At 51.8% G+C, this 16,158-nt stretch carries 17 protein-coding genes and 1 pseudogene; 13 read left to right on the top strand and 5 right to left on the bottom strand.

Annotation, left to right across the window (positions count from 1 at the left end):
* Window positions 1–8: 8 nt before the first annotated feature.
* A complete protein-coding gene (locus ACTHRE_RS07575; protein WP_377073486.1) occupies window positions 9–698 on the bottom strand; it encodes a hypothetical protein in 690 nt (229 codons plus the stop codon).
* On the opposite strand from ACTHRE_RS07575, the pseudogene ACTHRE_RS07570 reads away from it, so the two are divergent.
* Window positions 639–920: pseudogene (locus ACTHRE_RS07570) on the top strand (transposase); the annotation flags it as partial. The gene ACTHRE_RS07575 and the pseudogene ACTHRE_RS07570 sit on opposite strands and share 60 nt — an antisense overlap.
* 247 nt (window positions 921–1,167) lie before the next feature.
* The gene (locus tag ACTHRE_RS07565) at window positions 1,168–1,425 is read left to right on the top strand and encodes a hypothetical protein (RefSeq protein WP_070837238.1); all 258 of its coding nucleotides are present in this window, start codon (window positions 1,168–1,170) and stop codon (window positions 1,423–1,425) included.
* A 70-nt stretch (window positions 1,426–1,495) separates the two neighbouring features.
* Here the strand turns inward: ACTHRE_RS07565 and ACTHRE_RS07560 are convergent, their stop codons facing one another.
* On the bottom strand, window positions 1,496–2,152 hold the full coding sequence (locus ACTHRE_RS07560) for a YdcF family protein (RefSeq protein ID WP_070584448.1): 657 nt from the start codon (window positions 2,150–2,152) through the stop codon (window positions 1,496–1,498).
* Between the two features lie 25 nt (window positions 2,153–2,177).
* The gene (arsC, locus tag ACTHRE_RS07555; RefSeq protein WP_070584450.1) at window positions 2,178–2,537 is read right to left on the bottom strand and encodes an arsenate reductase (glutaredoxin); all 360 of its coding nucleotides are present in this window, start codon (window positions 2,535–2,537) and stop codon (window positions 2,178–2,180) included.
* 169 nt (window positions 2,538–2,706) lie between these two features.
* On the opposite strand from arsC, the gene ACTHRE_RS07550 reads away from it, so the two are divergent.
* From ACTHRE_RS07550 to ACTHRE_RS07525, 6 genes are all read left to right on the top strand, one after another.
* Complete coding sequence (locus ACTHRE_RS07550) at window positions 2,707–3,189, top strand: TlpA disulfide reductase family protein (RefSeq protein WP_049349226.1); 483 nt, start codon at window positions 2,707–2,709, stop codon at window positions 3,187–3,189.
* 248 nt (window positions 3,190–3,437) lie between these two features.
* The gene (ftsE, locus tag ACTHRE_RS07545; RefSeq protein WP_003681151.1) at window positions 3,438–4,088 is read left to right on the top strand and encodes a cell division ATP-binding protein FtsE; all 651 of its coding nucleotides are present in this window, start codon (window positions 3,438–3,440) and stop codon (window positions 4,086–4,088) included.
* Entirely contained in the window at window positions 4,085–5,002 is a 918-nt protein-coding gene (gene ftsX / locus ACTHRE_RS07540) for a permease-like cell division protein FtsX (RefSeq protein WP_063076502.1), read from the top strand. The genes ftsE and ftsX overlap by 4 nt, the downstream gene beginning before the upstream one ends.
* Window positions 5,003–5,197: 195 nt before the next feature.
* Window positions 5,198–6,451 carry a UDP-N-acetylglucosamine 1-carboxyvinyltransferase gene (gene murA, locus ACTHRE_RS07535; protein ID WP_070504121.1) on the top strand — a complete coding sequence of 418 codons (1,254 nt, stop codon included), beginning with the start codon at window positions 5,198–5,200 and terminating at the stop codon, window positions 6,449–6,451.
* A 127-nt stretch (window positions 6,452–6,578) separates the two neighbouring features.
* Window positions 6,579–8,636: a methionine--tRNA ligase gene (metG, locus tag ACTHRE_RS07530; protein ID WP_440344933.1), complete on the top strand. Its 2,058-nt coding sequence runs from the start codon at window positions 6,579–6,581 to the stop codon at window positions 8,634–8,636.
* Window positions 8,637–8,664: 28 nt separating this feature from the next.
* A complete protein-coding gene (locus tag ACTHRE_RS07525) occupies window positions 8,665–8,859 on the top strand; it encodes a virulence regulator (RefSeq protein ID WP_070814731.1) in 195 nt (64 codons plus the stop codon).
* A gap of 109 nt (window positions 8,860–8,968) precedes the next feature.
* Here the strand turns inward: ACTHRE_RS07525 and rsgA are convergent, their stop codons facing one another.
* Window positions 8,969–9,835: a ribosome small subunit-dependent GTPase A gene (gene rsgA / locus ACTHRE_RS07520; protein ID WP_107868134.1), complete on the bottom strand. Its 867-nt coding sequence runs from the start codon at window positions 9,833–9,835 to the stop codon at window positions 8,969–8,971.
* Window positions 9,836–9,985: 150 nt separating this feature from the next.
* Between rsgA and ACTHRE_RS07515 the strand changes: the two genes are divergently transcribed.
* The 5 genes from ACTHRE_RS07515 to ACTHRE_RS07495 all read left to right on the top strand — a co-directional run bounded on the left by ACTHRE_RS07515 (window position 9,986) and on the right by ACTHRE_RS07495 (window position 14,831).
* Window positions 9,986–10,603 (top strand): tellurite resistance TerB family protein, encoded by a 618-nt coding sequence (locus ACTHRE_RS07515; protein ID WP_107868135.1) that lies wholly within the window; start codon window positions 9,986–9,988, stop codon window positions 10,601–10,603.
* A 99-nt stretch (window positions 10,604–10,702) separates the two neighbouring features.
* Window positions 10,703–11,623, top strand: a complete 921-nt coding sequence (locus ACTHRE_RS07510) for a patatin-like phospholipase family protein (protein WP_107868136.1) — start codon at window positions 10,703–10,705, stop codon at window positions 11,621–11,623.
* Between the two features lie 108 nt (window positions 11,624–11,731).
* A complete protein-coding gene (locus tag ACTHRE_RS07505; protein WP_440344934.1) occupies window positions 11,732–13,588 on the top strand; it encodes a ribonuclease catalytic domain-containing protein in 1,857 nt (618 codons plus the stop codon).
* 135 nt (window positions 13,589–13,723) lie between these two features.
* Window positions 13,724–13,951 carry an exodeoxyribonuclease VII small subunit gene (locus ACTHRE_RS07500; protein ID WP_003681131.1) on the top strand — a complete coding sequence of 76 codons (228 nt, stop codon included), beginning with the start codon at window positions 13,724–13,726 and terminating at the stop codon, window positions 13,949–13,951.
* Window positions 13,935–14,831: a polyprenyl synthetase family protein gene (locus ACTHRE_RS07495; protein WP_440344935.1), complete on the top strand. Its 897-nt coding sequence runs from the start codon at window positions 13,935–13,937 to the stop codon at window positions 14,829–14,831. Before ACTHRE_RS07500 ends, ACTHRE_RS07495 begins: the two co-directional genes overlap by 17 nt.
* Window positions 14,832–14,987: 156 nt before the next feature.
* Here ACTHRE_RS07495 and ftsY read toward each other — a convergent pair whose 3' ends face one another.
* Window positions 14,988–16,154 (bottom strand): signal recognition particle-docking protein FtsY, encoded by a 1,167-nt coding sequence (gene ftsY / locus ACTHRE_RS07490; protein ID WP_440344950.1) that lies wholly within the window; start codon window positions 16,152–16,154, stop codon window positions 14,988–14,990.
* Window positions 16,155–16,158: the final 4 nt, after the last annotated feature.

Raw genomic sequence — 16,158 nt, 5'->3', positions numbered from 1 at the left:
CTTTCTATTTATTCGATAATAAATCTAGTTTTCAATATTTGATTTTGTTCTGGGTTGGTATACATAATAAATTTTACTGCTCCAAAATCTGATATTAAACCTACAACTTTTCCATTTTCCGTATAATTGTCAGGTTTATTTGCACTAATAATTTTATCTTTTAGATGTGGGAATTTTTCTTTTAGAATATCACTCTGTACATTCATCCCTTTTTTATAAATATTATCTGAGAACATCTTTAGTCTAGCATAATATTGGGATGCTAAATTTGCATCTTGCAGCAAATTATGCTCTTCAGATGTCAAATTTCGACCTTCTTGTTGTTTAAACTTTATAGGTGTTACATCTGTTAAAAAAGCTTTTAAACGATTATATCGATATTTATGTAAGATTGAATTTAGTCCTGTTTCCGCTTTATCAAATTCTTCACTATTTTGGGTATAATTTTGAGAAATTAAACGTTCAACTATAGGTTGTGTAATAAGTAAACGATTTGCTAAATGCTGATATTCTTTATTTGTTTGAGCATTATCATTCATGTTTGGTGTATTAAAATCACTTGGATCCCAAATCATTTTGGCATATGAATCAACATATAGTGTCGGATTATCTGTAATAGGAAATTTATTTTCATCAAGGAAAACCGGCAACATCTGAAAGAGCATCGGCTGCAGGACGGCATTATGCGCAAAGCCCACCGCAACCATCCGCTGTCGGAAGCGCAAACCAAACGCAACCGGTATTTGTCGAAGACTCGTTATGTGGTCGAACAAAGCTTCGGTACGCTGCACCGTAAATTCCGCTACGCCCGGGCAGCCTATTTTGGACTGATTAAAGTGAGTGCACAAAGCCATCTGAAGGCGATGTGTTTGAACCTATTGAAAGCCGCTAACAGGCTAAGTGCGCCTGCTGCCGCCTAAAAGGCGGCCGGATGCCTGATTATCGGGTGTCCGGGGAGGATTAAGGGGGTATTTGGGTAAAATCAGGAGTAATTAGGAGCGGAAATAGACGAAAACCTGTGTTTGGATTTCGGCTGTCGTGGGAAGGGCTTTTTTGCAAAGGTCTCAGGCTCAGGCCGTCTGAAGATTCAGACGGCCTGAGCATGCTATGCCCATAAAGATTTAATGAGTATAATTACTGTTCTTTCAACAAAATTACTGAGTACATATGAACGGACAAAACCAAATCGGCCATCAACAGGCTCCGATTGTAAGCGTCAAAGAATGGTTGATAACAAACTTGATTATGATGATTCCGCTGGTCAATATAGTTATGATGCTTGTATGGGCATTCGGCTCAAACACTAATCCAAATAAAGCTAATTATTTCAAGGCTACCTTGATTCTGTTTGCCATCGTAATGGTAATTTATCTGGTACTGGCTGTAGTCTTTTTTGGCAGTGTAGCTGCAAATCAATATCAATAAGTAAGAATACATTTAGGCCGTCTGAAACCTAAAAGGCTTCAGACGGCCTTTTACATAGATTACCGAAAGCTCAACCACCTATCCAATTCCAAACTGCATCGCTCCATTTGCCGATACGGTAGAGAAACAAAGAATAGCTCTCCTGCATCAGGAACTTGGCTTTCTTGCTGCGCTCATCAAAGCGCGTGGTCGGGGTGGCGGAGAACTGCGCATCTGACAAGCCCAAATCGGCGGCCATTTCTTCAGCGCGCGCCAAATGATACGGGTCGCTGACAACGATAATGCTGCCGACTCCGTTGGCGTGCATGATAGGGACGATATTGCGCAGGTTTTCGTAAGTGTTGCGCGACGTGTTTTCAAATAGGATATTGTGCGCCGGTATGCCCTGCTTGAGCGCGTATCGGCGCCCCACTTCGGCTTCGGTCATGAATCCTTTTTTGGGCGTACCGCCGGTGAAAATGATTTTGCCGACCCGATGGCTTTGGTAGAGCGTGATGGCATGGTTGATGCGCTCACGGAACACTGGCGACGGGCGTTTGTCCCACGCCGCCGCACCCAACACCACCGCCGCATCGGCATGAGCGTCCTTCGGCAAGGTTTGCAAACCTGTCCGGTAAATCTGCCATGTGCCGCTCAAAAAAATACCGCACACCAGCAAAACGCTCAAAGCAAGGCCGCGAAACAGGTAATATCGCAGGCCATTGCGGCTTTTAAGCAGGGAAATCATCTTCAGACGGCCTTATCCAACCCCATCAGCCGAGTAGGGCGGCAATGTTTTCCAACGGACGGCCGATGGCTGCGCGCGTAGGCGTTACCAAAACGGGACGCTCGAGCAGGGCAGGGTGTTCGGCAATTGCCTGAAGCAGGGCGGCATTGTCCAAATCGGGATTGTCCAAACCCAATTCTTTGTACAAATCGTCTTTGGTGCGCATCATGCCGCGCACCGATTCGATGCCGAGTTTGGCAAACATATCCTGCAAAGTCGCCAAATCGGGCGCGGTATCCAGATATTTGACCACGTCGGCGGCAACGCCTTTTTCTTCGAGCAAAGCCAGCGCGTCACGTGATTTGCTGCAACGCGGGTTGTGATAAAGTGTGAATTCAGACGGCATGAAAGTCTCCGTATTATTGCAAAATCATTCAATGATGGCGGTTATTATCGTCTGCAACTGATTTTTACTCAAACTTTTTACCTGATATCTTGATACGAATCGGTAGGCATACCCACCAAACCGTTTTACAATAAACACAATTTCGATTGGCAACCTCAAGGATACAACCATGAAAGCCTTAACCGCCCTTCTACTGTCCGCCACCGTTTTTACCGCTGCTCCGGCCTTTGCCGCCGATGAAACGGCAGGTTGGCAGGACAACAAACCGCAAAGCCTGGAATCGCTCAAAGCCCCCGTGCGCGTGGTCAACCTTTGGGCAACCTGGTGCGGCCCCTGCCGTAAAGAAATGCCCGCCATGTCCGCATGGTACAAAGCTCAGAAAAAAGGCAGCGTCGATATGGTCGGCATCGCGCTGGATACCACCGACAACATCGGCAAGTTCCTGAAACAAACGCCGGTTAGCTACCCGATTTGGCGTTACACCGGCGCCAACAGCCGCAACTTCATGAAAGCCCACGGCAACAACGTCGGCGTATTGCCCTTCACAGTTGTCGAAGCGCCGAAATGCGGCTACAAACAAACCATCACCGGCGAAGTCAACGAAAAAAGCCTGACCGCCGCCGTGAATTTGGCCAAAACCAAATGTAAATAAAACAGCAGATAGGGTGCTTAACCTACGCTGATATCGAGGCCGTCTGAAACCCAATCGTTCAGACGGCCTTTATTTCAAACCATATTGCTTTGTGTTGCAAACCGGCAGTGTCTCCACAGACAGAACCGGGGTTTCACTATCAAAAAGCAGCCGAAATATTTATAATCTGTGAATAACCCCATTTTTTCAGACGGCATGTTACCTATCGATGACGCCGGCCGTCTGAATCCCTATTTTCAGGAAAACCCATGATCCGTTTCGAACAAGTTTCCAAAACCTATCCCGGCGGTTTCGAAGCCCTGAAAAATGTCAGTTTCCAGATTAACAAAGGTGAGATGATTTTTATCGCCGGCCATTCGGGTTCGGGCAAATCCACCATTTTGAAGCTGATTTCAGGCATTACCAAGCCTACCAAAGGCAAGGTTTGGTTCAACAATCAAGACCTCGGCACCTTGAGCGACAATCAGATCGGCTTTATGCGCCAACACATCGGCATTGTCTTCCAAGACCACAAAATCCTCTACGACCGCAATGTCTTGCAAAACGTTATCCTGCCTTTGCGGATTAGCGGCTACCAGCCGCGCAAAGCGGAAGAGCGCGCGCGTATTGCGATTGAGAAAGTCGGCTTGAAAGGCCGCGAAAACGATATGCCCATCACTTTGTCCGGTGGCGAACAACAGCGCTTGTGCATCGCGCGCGCAGTGGTTCACCAACCCAGCCTGCTGATTGCCGACGAGCCGTCCGCCAGCCTCGACCGCGCCTATGCGCTGGATATTATGGAATTGTTCAAAACCTTCCATGAAGCAGGCACGACCGTGATTGTTGCGGCGCACGATGAAACGCTGATGGCAGATTACGGCCACCGCGTCTTGCGCCTGCAGAAAGGACGCCTCGCATGAGCATGATTCATTACATCTCGCTACACGTCGAATCAGCGCGCGCCGCGCTCAAAGAGCTTCTACGCCAACCCATCGGCACGCTGCTGACCCTGCTCATGCTTGCCGTTGCCATGACCTTGCCGCTGTTTATGTATTTGGGCATCCAAAGCGGACAAAGCGTATTGGGCAAACTCAACGAATCGCCGCAAATTACGGTTTATATGGACACCGATGCGGCAGGTTCTGATGCCGATACGGTGAAAAACCTGCTCCAACGCGACAGCCGTATCGATAAAGTCCGCTTTATCAGCAAGCAGGAAGGTTTGGAAGAATTGCAGACCAATCTCGACCAAAACCTCGTTTCCATGCTCGATGGCAACCCGTTGCCCGACGTCTTTATCGTTACGCCCGACCCTGCCACTTCTCCGGATCAGATGCAGGCCATCTATAAAGACATTACCAAATTGCCGCGCGTCGAATCGGCAACCATGGATACCGAATGGGTACAGACCCTTTATCGTATTAACGAATTTATCCGCAAGATTTTGTGGTTCCTCTCGCTGACTTTGGGTATGGCCTTTGTCTTGGTGGCACACAACACCATCCGCCTGCAAATCCTCAGCCGTAAGGAAGAGTTGGAAATCACCAAGCTGTTGGGTGCGCCCGCTTCCTTCATCCGCCGTCCTTTCCTTTATCAGGCAATGTGGCAGAGTATTTTCTCCGCCGCCGTCAGCTTGGGCTTGTCGGCCTGGCTGCTGGCCGAAGTACGGCCGCTGGTGGACGCGATTTTCAAACCCTACGGCCTGAACATCGGCTGGCGTTTCTTCACATTTAGCGAAGTGTCGCTGGTATTCGGCTTCGTCATCGCGCTGGGCGTATTCGGCGCATGGTTGGCCACTACGCAACACCTTTTGGGCTTCAAAGCCAAAAAATAAGCCTTGGCAAACAGGCCGTCTGAACCATTCAGACGGCCTGAAATCTTATCCTTTCGCAACTTAAACAAACCTTGTGAAAATTTAATACTGCCAAATCTAACAGCAAGGTCATAATCCCTTATAATTGATGGTTTATTATCATCTCATTTCATTTGTGCGGCATAAGCCGTGTAGACAAATAACGAAAGACATCCTGTGGACAAACTCAAAATCTCTGCCAACGGCCCCCTCAACGGCGAAATCATCGTATCCGGCGCAAAAAATGCCGCCCTGCCGCTGATGTGTGCCGGCCTGCTGACTTCCGGCACTTTACGCTTGAAAAACGTACCCATGCTCGCCGACGTCAAAACCACCCAAAAACTGCTGCAAGGCATGGGCGCACGCGTTTTGACCGACAACATCTCCGAATTTGAAATCAACGGCGGCACTGTCAACAACACCTGCGCACCTTACGAGCTGGTAAAAACCATGCGCGCATCCATCTTGGTTTTGGGCCCGACCCTTGCCCGCTTCGGCGAAGCCCAAGTCAGCCTGCCCGGCGGCTGCGCCATCGGTTCGCGTCCGGTTGACCAACACCTCAAAGGCCTCGAAACCATGGGTGCGGAAATCACCATCGAACACGGTTACGTCAAAGCCAAAGGCCGTCTGAAAGGCACGCGTGTCACCATGGACGTCGTGACCGTAGGCGGTACCGAAAACCTGCTGATGGCGGCCACACTCGCCGAAGGCACCACCATCCTCGAAAACTGCGCCATCGAACCCGAAGTCGTCGATTTGGCTGAATGCCTCGTCAAAATGGGCGCAAAAATCAGCGGCATCGGTACAGCAACCATGACCATCGAAGGCGTAAAAGAGCTGCACGGCTGCGAACACAGCGTCGTTCCCGACCGTATCGAAGCCGGTACCTTCCTCTGCGCCGTCGCCATGACCGGCGGCAAAGTCGTCCTGCGCAATGCCGCACCGAAAACCATGGAAGTTGTGTTAAACAAACTGACCGAAGCCGGCGCCATCATCGAAGCAGGCGACAACTGGATTTCCATCGACATGCAACAACGCCCCAAAGCCGTGGACATCCGCACCGTCGTCCACCCGGGCTTCCCAACCGACATGCAGGCGCAGTTTATGGCCATGAACGCCATTGCCGAGGGCAGCAGCCGCGTGGTGGAAACCATTTTTGAAAACCGCTTCATGCACGTTCCCGAACTCAACCGCATGGGCGCAGACATCACCACCGAAGGCAACACCGCCTACATCAAAGGCGTAGAGAAACTCTCCGGCGCCGTCGTGATGGCAACCGACCTGCGCGCCTCCGCCAGCCTCGTCATGGCCGGTTTGGTCGCTGATGGCGAAACCATCGTCGAACGCATCTACCACCTCGACCGCGGCTATGAATACATCGAGAAAAAACTCGGCGGCGTAGGCGCAAAAATCGAACGCGTACGCGGTTAATCCCATACGCTGCCGATAAATAAAAGGCCGTCTGAAACACCGGCAATCGGGTTTCAGACGGCCTTTGCGTATTGTTTTGCGGTATAATTCCCGACATCTTTATCCATTGTTTTTAAAAGCACAAACCATGACACGCAAAATCCTTGTCACTTCCGCGCTGCCGTATGCTAACGGCAGCATCCACCTCGGCCACATGGTCGAACACATCCAAACCGACGTTTGGGTACGCTTCCAAAAACTGCGCGGCCACGAATGCTACTACTGCTGCGCCGACGACACCCACGGCACACCCGTGATGCTTGCCGCGCAAAAACAAGGCATCGCGCCTGAAGACATGATTGCCAAAGTACGCGAAGAGCACCTCGCCGACTTTACCGGTTTCAACATCGGCTACGACAATTATTACAGCACCCATTCCCCTGAAAACAAACAGTTTTCCCAAGATATTTACCGCGCACTGAAAGCCAACGGCAAGATTGAGAGCCGCGTCATCGAGCAGCTTTTCGACCCTGAAAAACAAATGTTCCTGCCCGATCGCTTCGTCAAAGGCGAATGCCCCAAATGCCACGCCCAAGACCAATACGGCGACAACTGCGAAGTCTGCGGCACGACCTATTCCCCGACCGAACTGATTAACCCGTATTCCGCCGTATCCGGTGCCAAACCCGAATTGCGCGAATCCGAACACTTCTTCTTCAAACTGGGCGAATGCGCCGACTTCCTCAAAGCATGGACTTCCGGCAACAACCCGCACGACGGCAAGCCCCATCTGCAACCCGAAGCCCTCAACAAAATGAAAGAATGGCTGGGCGAAGGCGAAGAAACCACCCTGTCCGACTGGGACATTTCCCGCGACGCCCCGTATTTCGGTTTCGAAATCCCCGACGCGCCGGGCAAATACTTCTACGTCTGGCTGGACGCGCCCGTCGGTTACATGGCGTCGTTTAAAAACCTGTGCGACCGCATCGGCGTCGATTTCGACGAATACTTCAAAGCCGACAGCCAAACCGAAATGTACCACTTCATCGGCAAAGACATCCTCTATTTCCACGCCCTGTTCTGGCCTGCCATGCTGCATTTCTCCGGCCACCGCGCCCCGACCGGCGTGTACGCACACGGCTTTTTGACCGTCGACGGACAAAAAATGTCCAAATCGCGCGGCACCTTCATCACCGCCAAATCCTATCTGGAACAAGGCCTGAACCCCGAGTGGATGCGCTACTACATCGCCGCCAAACTCAACAGCAAAATCGAAGACATCGATTTGAACCTGCAAGACTTTATCTCGCGCGTCAACAGCGACCTCGTCGGCAAATACGTCAACATCGCCGCCCGCGCATCAGGTTTCATCGCCAAACGCTTTGAAGGTCGTCTGAAAGACGTTTCAGACAGCGCATTGCTGGCAAAACTCGCTGCCGAAAGCGAGACCATCGCCGAGCAATACGAAAACCGCGAATACGCCAAAGCTCTGCGCGACATCATGGCCTTGGCAGACATTGTCAACGAATACGTTGATGCCAACAAACCGTGGGAACTGGCGAAACAAGAAGGCCAAGACGAACGCCTGCACGAAGTATGCAGCGAACTCATCAACGCCTTTACCATGTTGACCGCCTACCTCGCCCCCGTATTGCCGAAAGTGGCCGAAAACGCCGCCAAATTCCTAAATTTGGAAGCCATCACTTGGGCAAATACACGCGAAACCTTGGGTGAACACGCCATCAACAAGTACGAACATTTAATGCAACGAGTGGAGCAAAAACAAGTGGACGATTTAATCGAAGCCAACAAACAAAGCATCGTCGCAGCAGCTGCGCCTGCCGCCGAAGAGAGCAAATATGAAAAAGTCGCCGAACAGGCCAGCTTCGAAGACTTTATGAAAATCGACATGCGCGTCGCCAAAGTATTGAACTGCGAAGCCGTCGAAGGCAGCACCAAACTTTTGAAATTCGACCTCGATTTCGGTTTTGAAAAACGCATCATCTTCTCCGGCATCGCCGCGTCTTACCCAAATCCAGCCGAATTGAACGGCCGCATGGTCATTGCCGTCGCCAACTTCGCCCCGCGCAAAATGGCAAAATTCGGCGTATCCGAAGGCATGATCCTCTCCGCCGCCACGGCAGAGGGCAAACTGAAGCTCCTCGATGTCGACGTAGGCGCACAGCCCGGGGATAAAGTGGGCTAAGGCTTATACCAAATCTTAAGGAGAAACCATGTTAAACCTTTCCGCACCGGTACTTAAAGAAATTGAGTTGCTTCATGATACAGGCTTATCGGTTGGCGCTATTGTTACAGTGTTGCGTCTGAAGTTTCCGGTAGAGCTCCATGATCGGGAGGACAAACAAATTGAAGAAGCCGTGCTTCTCATGATCAATCCGCCACGAAAAGCACCTTCTCTTTCCCGCTAAGGTAGCGATACCGGTTGAAAGGTAAATTTGGTTATGCTTCAAAAAAAGGCCGTCTGAAAGTTTCAGACGGCCTTTTTATTTATCCAAACGCTTAGTTTCCGTTCAATCTTTATCTTAACAATTCATCGGTAACGCGTTGCAGAAATTCGATGCGCTCGGGTTTGGCTTCGCCTGATTCGGCAGCGGCTTTGACGGCGCAGCCGGGTTCGGCGCGGTGGGTGCAGTTGTGAAAACGGCATTGGCCGATAAGGTGGCGCAGGTCGGGGAAGTATTGTAATAAATCGGCGGCTTGGAGATGGTGCAGGCCAAATTCTTGCAGGCCGGGAGAGTCGATGAGTTGGGTTTCTGCGTTTAAATCGTATAGTTGGGCGTGGGTGGTGGTGTGTTTGCCGGAGTCGAGCGCGGTGGAAATGTCGCCGGTTCGGGCGGCTTGGTCGCCGAGTAGGGCGTTGGTCAGGGTGGACTTGCCCATGCCGCTTTGTCCGAGCAGGATGTTGGTTTGCCCTTCTAAAATGGGACGCAGGATGTCGGCGTTTTCCAATGCGTTGGTTTCGACCACGGGGTAGCCGAGGGTTTCGTAGAATTTGAGTTTCTCGCGCCATTGGGCGGTTTCGGGAAGGTCGGCTTTATTAAGGACGATAACGGCGTCGATGCCAGCCGCTTCGGCTGCGAGGAGGGCGCGTTGCAACAGGGCTTCGCTGGGTGAGGGGCTTGCGGCGGTTACGATGAGGAGTTGGGTAACGTTGGCGGCAATCAGTTTGGTTTTCCATGCGTCTTGGCGGTAGAGCAGGCTTTCGCGCGGGAGGTAGTCTTCAATCACGACTTGTTCGCCGTTGATGGGGATGATGCGGACTTGGTCGCCGCAGGCGAAATCGACGCGTTTTTTGCGGGTGGTGGCGTCATATATTTGACCGTCGGGAGTGCGGACAATATAGCGGCGGCCATAGCTGGTAATGATTTGGGCGGTATCGGTCATGATGGGGTTTATTGTTTGGAATGGTGTGATTGTACCGAAAGTCGGCTATGGCCGTCTGAAAACTTGTTTGCACCTTTTAACTTTCTTTGGCTTGGTTTTTTGGTATTTCTGCCCTATATTTGCAATGTATTTGTTTTCAGGAGATTTTTTATGGATTTCAGTCAGTTGCTCAATCAGGTTTTGGGTGCGGCTCAAAAAGGCGGCAAAGCGGTGGCGGACAGTCCGCTCAATTCTTTCGGCGGCGGCGCGTTGACGGGTGCTTTGGCATCGATGCTGTTGAAAAAGAAAAATGCGAAGAAGCTGGTTAAAGCCGGCTCGGTCGCTGCTTTGGGTTTTCTGGCTTATAAAGGCTATCAAAACTGGAAACAAAACCGCCAGCAGGACGAATTGCCGCAAAGTGCATTCCAACCTGCCGGTCTGATTGGTGAAAACCACAGCCGTGTGATTTTGCAAACGATGATTGCGGCGGCGGCTTCAGACGGCCTGATTGACGATGCGGAACGCGCGGCCATTGAGCGTGAAAGCGGCAGCGATGCGGAAACGGCCGCATGGCTGCAGGCTGAATATGCGCAACCGGCCTCTATCGAACAAATTGCCGCTTCTGTCGGCAGCGACGAGGCTTTGGCAGCCGAAACTTATCTGGCGGCCAGATTGGTCTGCGCGGACTTGTCGCGCAAGGAAATCGTGTTCCTGAGCCGTTTGTCCCAAGCTTTGAATTTGGACGACCAACTGGTCGAAAGCTTGGAAAAACAGCTCGAATTGGCTTAAGCTTGATTTAAAAGGCCGTCTGAAACCTGATTTCAGACGGCCTTTCGACTTAATTTCAGAGTAAAATAATCCTTTCGACATATTAAAGGCTGTCTGAACATGAATAAACTTTTTTCCACATTCAAAACGTTTTTAGCCGCTTCGTCCGTCTTGGTATTGGCTGCCTGTCCGAGCGGCAACGCGCCGCAATCCAAACCTTCTACGCAGGGTCAAAATACGGTTTCGCGTCCTGCACCCAAACCGAAAGCCACGGTTGCGCTGGCTTTGGGCGGCGGCGCATCCAAAGGCTTTGCCCATATCGGGATTATTAAGGTTTTGAAAGAAAACAATATTCCGGTAAAAATCGTTACCGGGACATCCGCAGGCTCGATTGTCGGCAGTATGTACGCTTCGGGAATGTCGCCCGACCGCCTCGAATTGGAAGCGGAAATTTTGGGTAAAACCGATTTGGTGGATTTGACCTTGTCCACCAGCGGCTTCATCAAAGGCGAAAAACTGCAAAACTACATCAACCGCAAAGTCGGCAACCGTCCGATGCAGCAGTTTCCCATCAAATTTGCCGCCGTTGCGACCGATTTTGAAAGCGGCAAACCGGTGGTGTTCAACGTCGGCAATGCCGGACAGGCCGTCCGCGCTTCTGCGTCGATTCCAAACGTATTCCAACCTGTCGTTATCGGCAGCCGCAAATATGTAGACGGCGGCCTGTCGCAGCCCGTACCGGTCAGCGCGGCGAAAAAACTGGGCGCAAACTTCATCATTGCCGTCGATATTTCCGCCCGTCCGGCCAAAAACGTCAGCCAAGGCATGTTCTCCTATCTTGACCAAACCTTCAACGTAATGAGCCAAACTGCGTTGCGCCAAGAATTGGGCCAAGCCAATGTGGTCATCAAACCGCAGGTTTTAGAGCTGGGTTCGGTTGGCGGTTTCGACCAAAAACAACGCGCCATCCAATTGGGCGAACAGGCCGCACGCGCCGCGCTGCCTGAAATCAAACGCAAACTGGCGGCATATCAGTATTAATCATCCGCCGTTTGAACAGGCCGTCTGAAAGTATGTTTTTCAGACGGCCTTTCTTGTGCAAATCTGCTAAAATCACGCGTTTCCTACAAATCATAAAATCCTAAAAAAATGAATATCTTTTACGAAGAGTCCGGCCAATTCAAAGTTGCCTCCATCGTCCAAAAAAACGACGCCACCTACCAAGTCGATACCCAGCACGGCAAACGCACCAAAGTGAAGGCAAACAATGTCTTTGCCGAGTTTGACGGCGATATGGCGGCATTTTTGGAGAACGCGCAGGCACAGGCGGCGGACATCGACACCGATTTATTGTGGGAAGTATGCGGCGAAGAAGAATTTACCGCCGAAGCCATCGCCGAAGAATATTACGGCCATGCACCGACCAAAACCGAGCTGGCGGCGACTTTGATTGCGCTTTACGCCGCGCCGATGTATTTCTACAAAAAAGCCAAAGGCGTGTTCAAAGCCGCGCCCGAAGAAACTTTAAAACAAGCGCTTGCCGCCATCGAACGCAAAAAACAGCAAGACGCGCAAATCGACGCTTGGGCGGAAGCCTTGAAACGCGGCGAGATGCCGTCTGAAATCGCGGCGGATTTGAAAACCATCTTACACGCGCCCGATAAGCAGTCGCTAACCTACAAAGCCTTTACCAAAGCCGCCGATGCATTGAAAACCTCGGCCTACGAACTGGCGAAAAAAACGGGCGGCATTACGTCCATCCCTCAATACCTGCAAGACGGGTTTGAAATCAAATATTTCCCAAAAGGAACAGGCTTCCCCGACCTTCCACTTCCTGAAATGCCCGACTTACCCAAGGCTGATGTTACTGCCTTTTCCATTGACGACGAATCGACCACCGAAGTGGACGATGCCTTGAGCCTGACCGACTTGGGCAATGGCATGAAACGCGTCGGTATCCACATCGCCGCACCGTCGCTTGCCATTAAACCAGGCGACAAAATGGAAAAAAACATCATGGAACGCTTAAGCACGGTTTATTTCCCCGGCGGCAAAATCACCATGTTGCCCGAAAACTGGATTGCCGCGTTCAGCCTTGATGCAGGCGCATACCGCCCTTCCATTAGCATTTATTTCGATGTGGACAACGAGTTCAACGTCGGCGCGCCAACCTGCAAAATCGAAGCAGTCAACATCGCTGAAAACCTGCGCATTCAGACCATCGAGCCGCATTTCAACGCCGAAACCGGCTTGGACGAAGCCGGCGAAATGATGTTCGCCCACCATCAAGACCTGATTTGGTTCTATCAATTTGCCATCGCCCTGCAAAAAGCGCGCGGCAAATACGAGCCCGACCGTGCGCCGCAATACGATTACAGCATCGAATTGGATGAGGAAGGCAACGTATCCGTCGTCCGCCGCGAACGCGGTTCGCCCATCGATACGCTGGTCAGCGAGATGATGATTCTTGCCAACAGCACTTGGGCGCAAATGCTGGACGAAAACGAGCTGCCCGGCCTTTTCCGCGTCCAACCGGCAGGCAAAGTGCGTATGAGCACCAAATCCGAGCCGCACATCGGCATGGGTGTGCAGCATTACGGCTGGTTTACCTCGCCGCTGCGCCGTGCCGCCGACTACATCAACCAAAAGCAGCTGATCAGCCTGATCGACGACACGGCCGAGCCACTGTATCAAAACAGCGATGCCGAGCTTTTCGCCGCGTTGCGCGACTTTGATGCCGCCTATACAGCCTACGCCGACTTCCAACGCCAAATGGAAGCCTACTGGAGCCTCGTCTATCTGCAACAACAAGGCACGAGCGAGCTGACGGCCACCATCCTCAAAGAAGACCTCGTCCGCATTGAAGGCCTGCCGCTGGTAACGCGCGCGACCGGTATTCCGGTTGACACGCTGCCTAAATCGCAGGCATTGTTCAAAATCACTGAATTGGATGCCGAGAAGCAGTTTATCGCGCTCAACTATCAAAAAGCCGTTTTACCGGGCTGATAACGTTATTCCGTTTGAAAAAAGGCCGTCTGAACAAAGAAACAGAAATCTTTGATTTCGTTTTCATCCCAGTTCAGACGGCCTTCATCATCTAAAAATGCTACAATTCCCCTTTTCTGCCCATCATTTCAAACCATGAAAAAAAACGCCCCCCAATCCTTTGAAGAAGCCTTATCGCGCCTCGAAACCCTAACCCAGGCCATGCAAAGCAGCGAAATGCCGCTGGAAGACGCTCTGGCCGCCTATCAGGAAGGCAACGAATTGGTCAGATACTGCCAAACCAAATTGGCGGAAGTCGAGCAGAAACTGCAAGTCTTGGATGCCGGCGAACTGAAGGAGTTGAACCTTGAACCCGGCGAATGAACTCAAAACATGGCAACAAAAAGCCCAAGCGCAAACCGAATTGCTGCTGGTGCATTTCTTGCCGTCTGAAAGCCAAGTGCCGCATACGCTGCACGAAGCCATGCGTTACGTTACCCTCGGCGGCGGCAAACGGCTGCGCCCGCTCTTGGTGCTTGCCGCGTCCGAATTGGGCGAAGCAAACCAAAATGCCGTCGAGCAGGCGATGGCGGCCATCGAAATGGTGCACGTCTATTCGCTGGTTCACGACGATATGCCGGCAATGGACAACGACAGTCTGCGCCGCGGCAAACCGACCTGCCATGTGCAATACGATGAAGCAACCGCCCTTTTGGTCGGCGATGCGCTGCAAACCCAAGCCTTTGATGTATTGAGCCGTCCGACAGGCCTGCCTGCCGAACGTCAGCTTGCCATGTTGTCCACACTGGCCCAGGCATCCGGCAGCCTCGGCATGGCGGGCGGACAAGCCATCGACCTTGCCAATGTCGGCAAAGCCATGAATCAGGCCGAACTGGAACAGATGCACAGCCTCAAAACCGGCGCGCTCATCCGCGCGGCAGTCGCCTTAGGCGCACTTTCCTGCCCAGACTTAACACCGGCGCAAATCCAAACCTTAGACCACTACGCCGCCAAATTGGGCCTGGCTTTCCAAGTGATCGACGATGTATTGGACTGCGAAGCCGATACCGCCACCTTGGGCAAAACCGCCGGCAAAGACTCGGACAACGACAAACCGACCTACGTCAAACTGATGGGCCTACACGCCGCGCGCACTTACGCAGAAACGCTGATTGCAGAAGCCGTTGCCCTGATCGAGCCATTCGGCGACAAAGCCCTGCGCCTGCGCCAACTGGCCGAGTTTGTTACCGCACGTAAAAACTAAACCTGCAAATAAATAAAGGCCGTCTGAAACCTGATTTTGGGTTTCAGACGGCCTTTTTAACAGCCTGTTTGGCTTGTATCAACCGAATGCAGAGTCATTCAAAATACAACTCAAAAATCCCCAGCAAACTGCGTTGACAAGCCTCAGCCTGTCTGTTTAATCCAATAGGGCATCCACAAACGCTTTGGCATTAAACGGACGCAAATCGTCGATGCCTTCGCCTACGCCGATGTAGCGGACAGGAACAGGGCGGTCGGAGGCAAGCGCGGCAAGGATACCGCCTTTGGCCGTACCGTCAAGCTTGGTAACGATCAGGCCGGTCAGCCCCAGCGCTTCGTCAAAGGCTTTCACTTGGTTGACGGCATTTTGACCAATATTGGCATCAAGCACGACGATGATTTCATGTGGCGCATCCGGCATGGCTTTTTGCAACACGCGTTTCACTTTTTTGATTTCTTCCATCAAATGAAGCTGCGTAGGCAAACGGCCGGCAGTATCAGCCAGCACGATATCGATCCCGCGCGCTTTCGCAGCTTGGACGGCATCGAAGCAAACGGCTGCGGAATCGCCTGTGGTTTGCGAAATCACGGTCACATTGTTGCGCTCGCCCCAAGCTTGAAGCTGCTCACGCGCGGCGGCACGGAAAGTATCGCCTGCCGCCAGCAATACAGATTTGCCCTGAGCTTGGAAATATTTGGCGAGTTTGCCGATAGACGTGGTTTTGCCTGCGCCGTTGATACCGGCAAGCATAATCACGAAAGGCTCCTTGGTTTCCGGCAAGATCAAAGGTTTCTCTAGAGGCTTAATCAAATCGTACAGCGCATCTTTCAGCGCACCGCGCAATTCGTTGCCGTCTTTGAGGCCTTTAAGGCTGACACGGTCACGCACGTCTTTCATCAAGTATTCGGTGGCTTCCATGCCCATATCGCTGGTAATCAGCACGGTTTCCAGCTCTTCGTACAAATCCTCGTCGATTTGTCCGCCGCCGAACACGCCGGCCAACGATTTTGCCATTTTGTCGCGTGATTTGGTCAAGCCTTGTTTCAAACGCGCAGCCCAACTGAGCTTGTGTTCTTCTACCGGAGCAGGGGCTTCAGCCGGTGTTTCCGCAACGGCTTCTTGAACTTGCTCGACAGCTTCTTCTTTGACTGCTTCAGCCTGTTCCGCTGCTTCTTCAGAAGCCTCGGCCACTTCAGACGGCATCTCGGCAACGGTTTCCTTTACCTGCTCGACAACCTCGCTGACGGTTTCAACAGCCGCTTCTTTTGCCGCTTCAGCCTGTTCCGCTACTTCTTCAGCAACCTCGGCCGCTTCAGACGGCATCTCG

This window comes from Neisseria sp. P0001.S007, from assembly GCF_051963655.1.
GTDB lineage: Bacteria > Pseudomonadota > Gammaproteobacteria > Burkholderiales > Neisseriaceae > Neisseria > Neisseria subflava_A.
The sequence above is the reverse complement of the archived record's forward strand: the minus strand, read 5'-3'. Positions and strand labels throughout refer to the sequence as shown.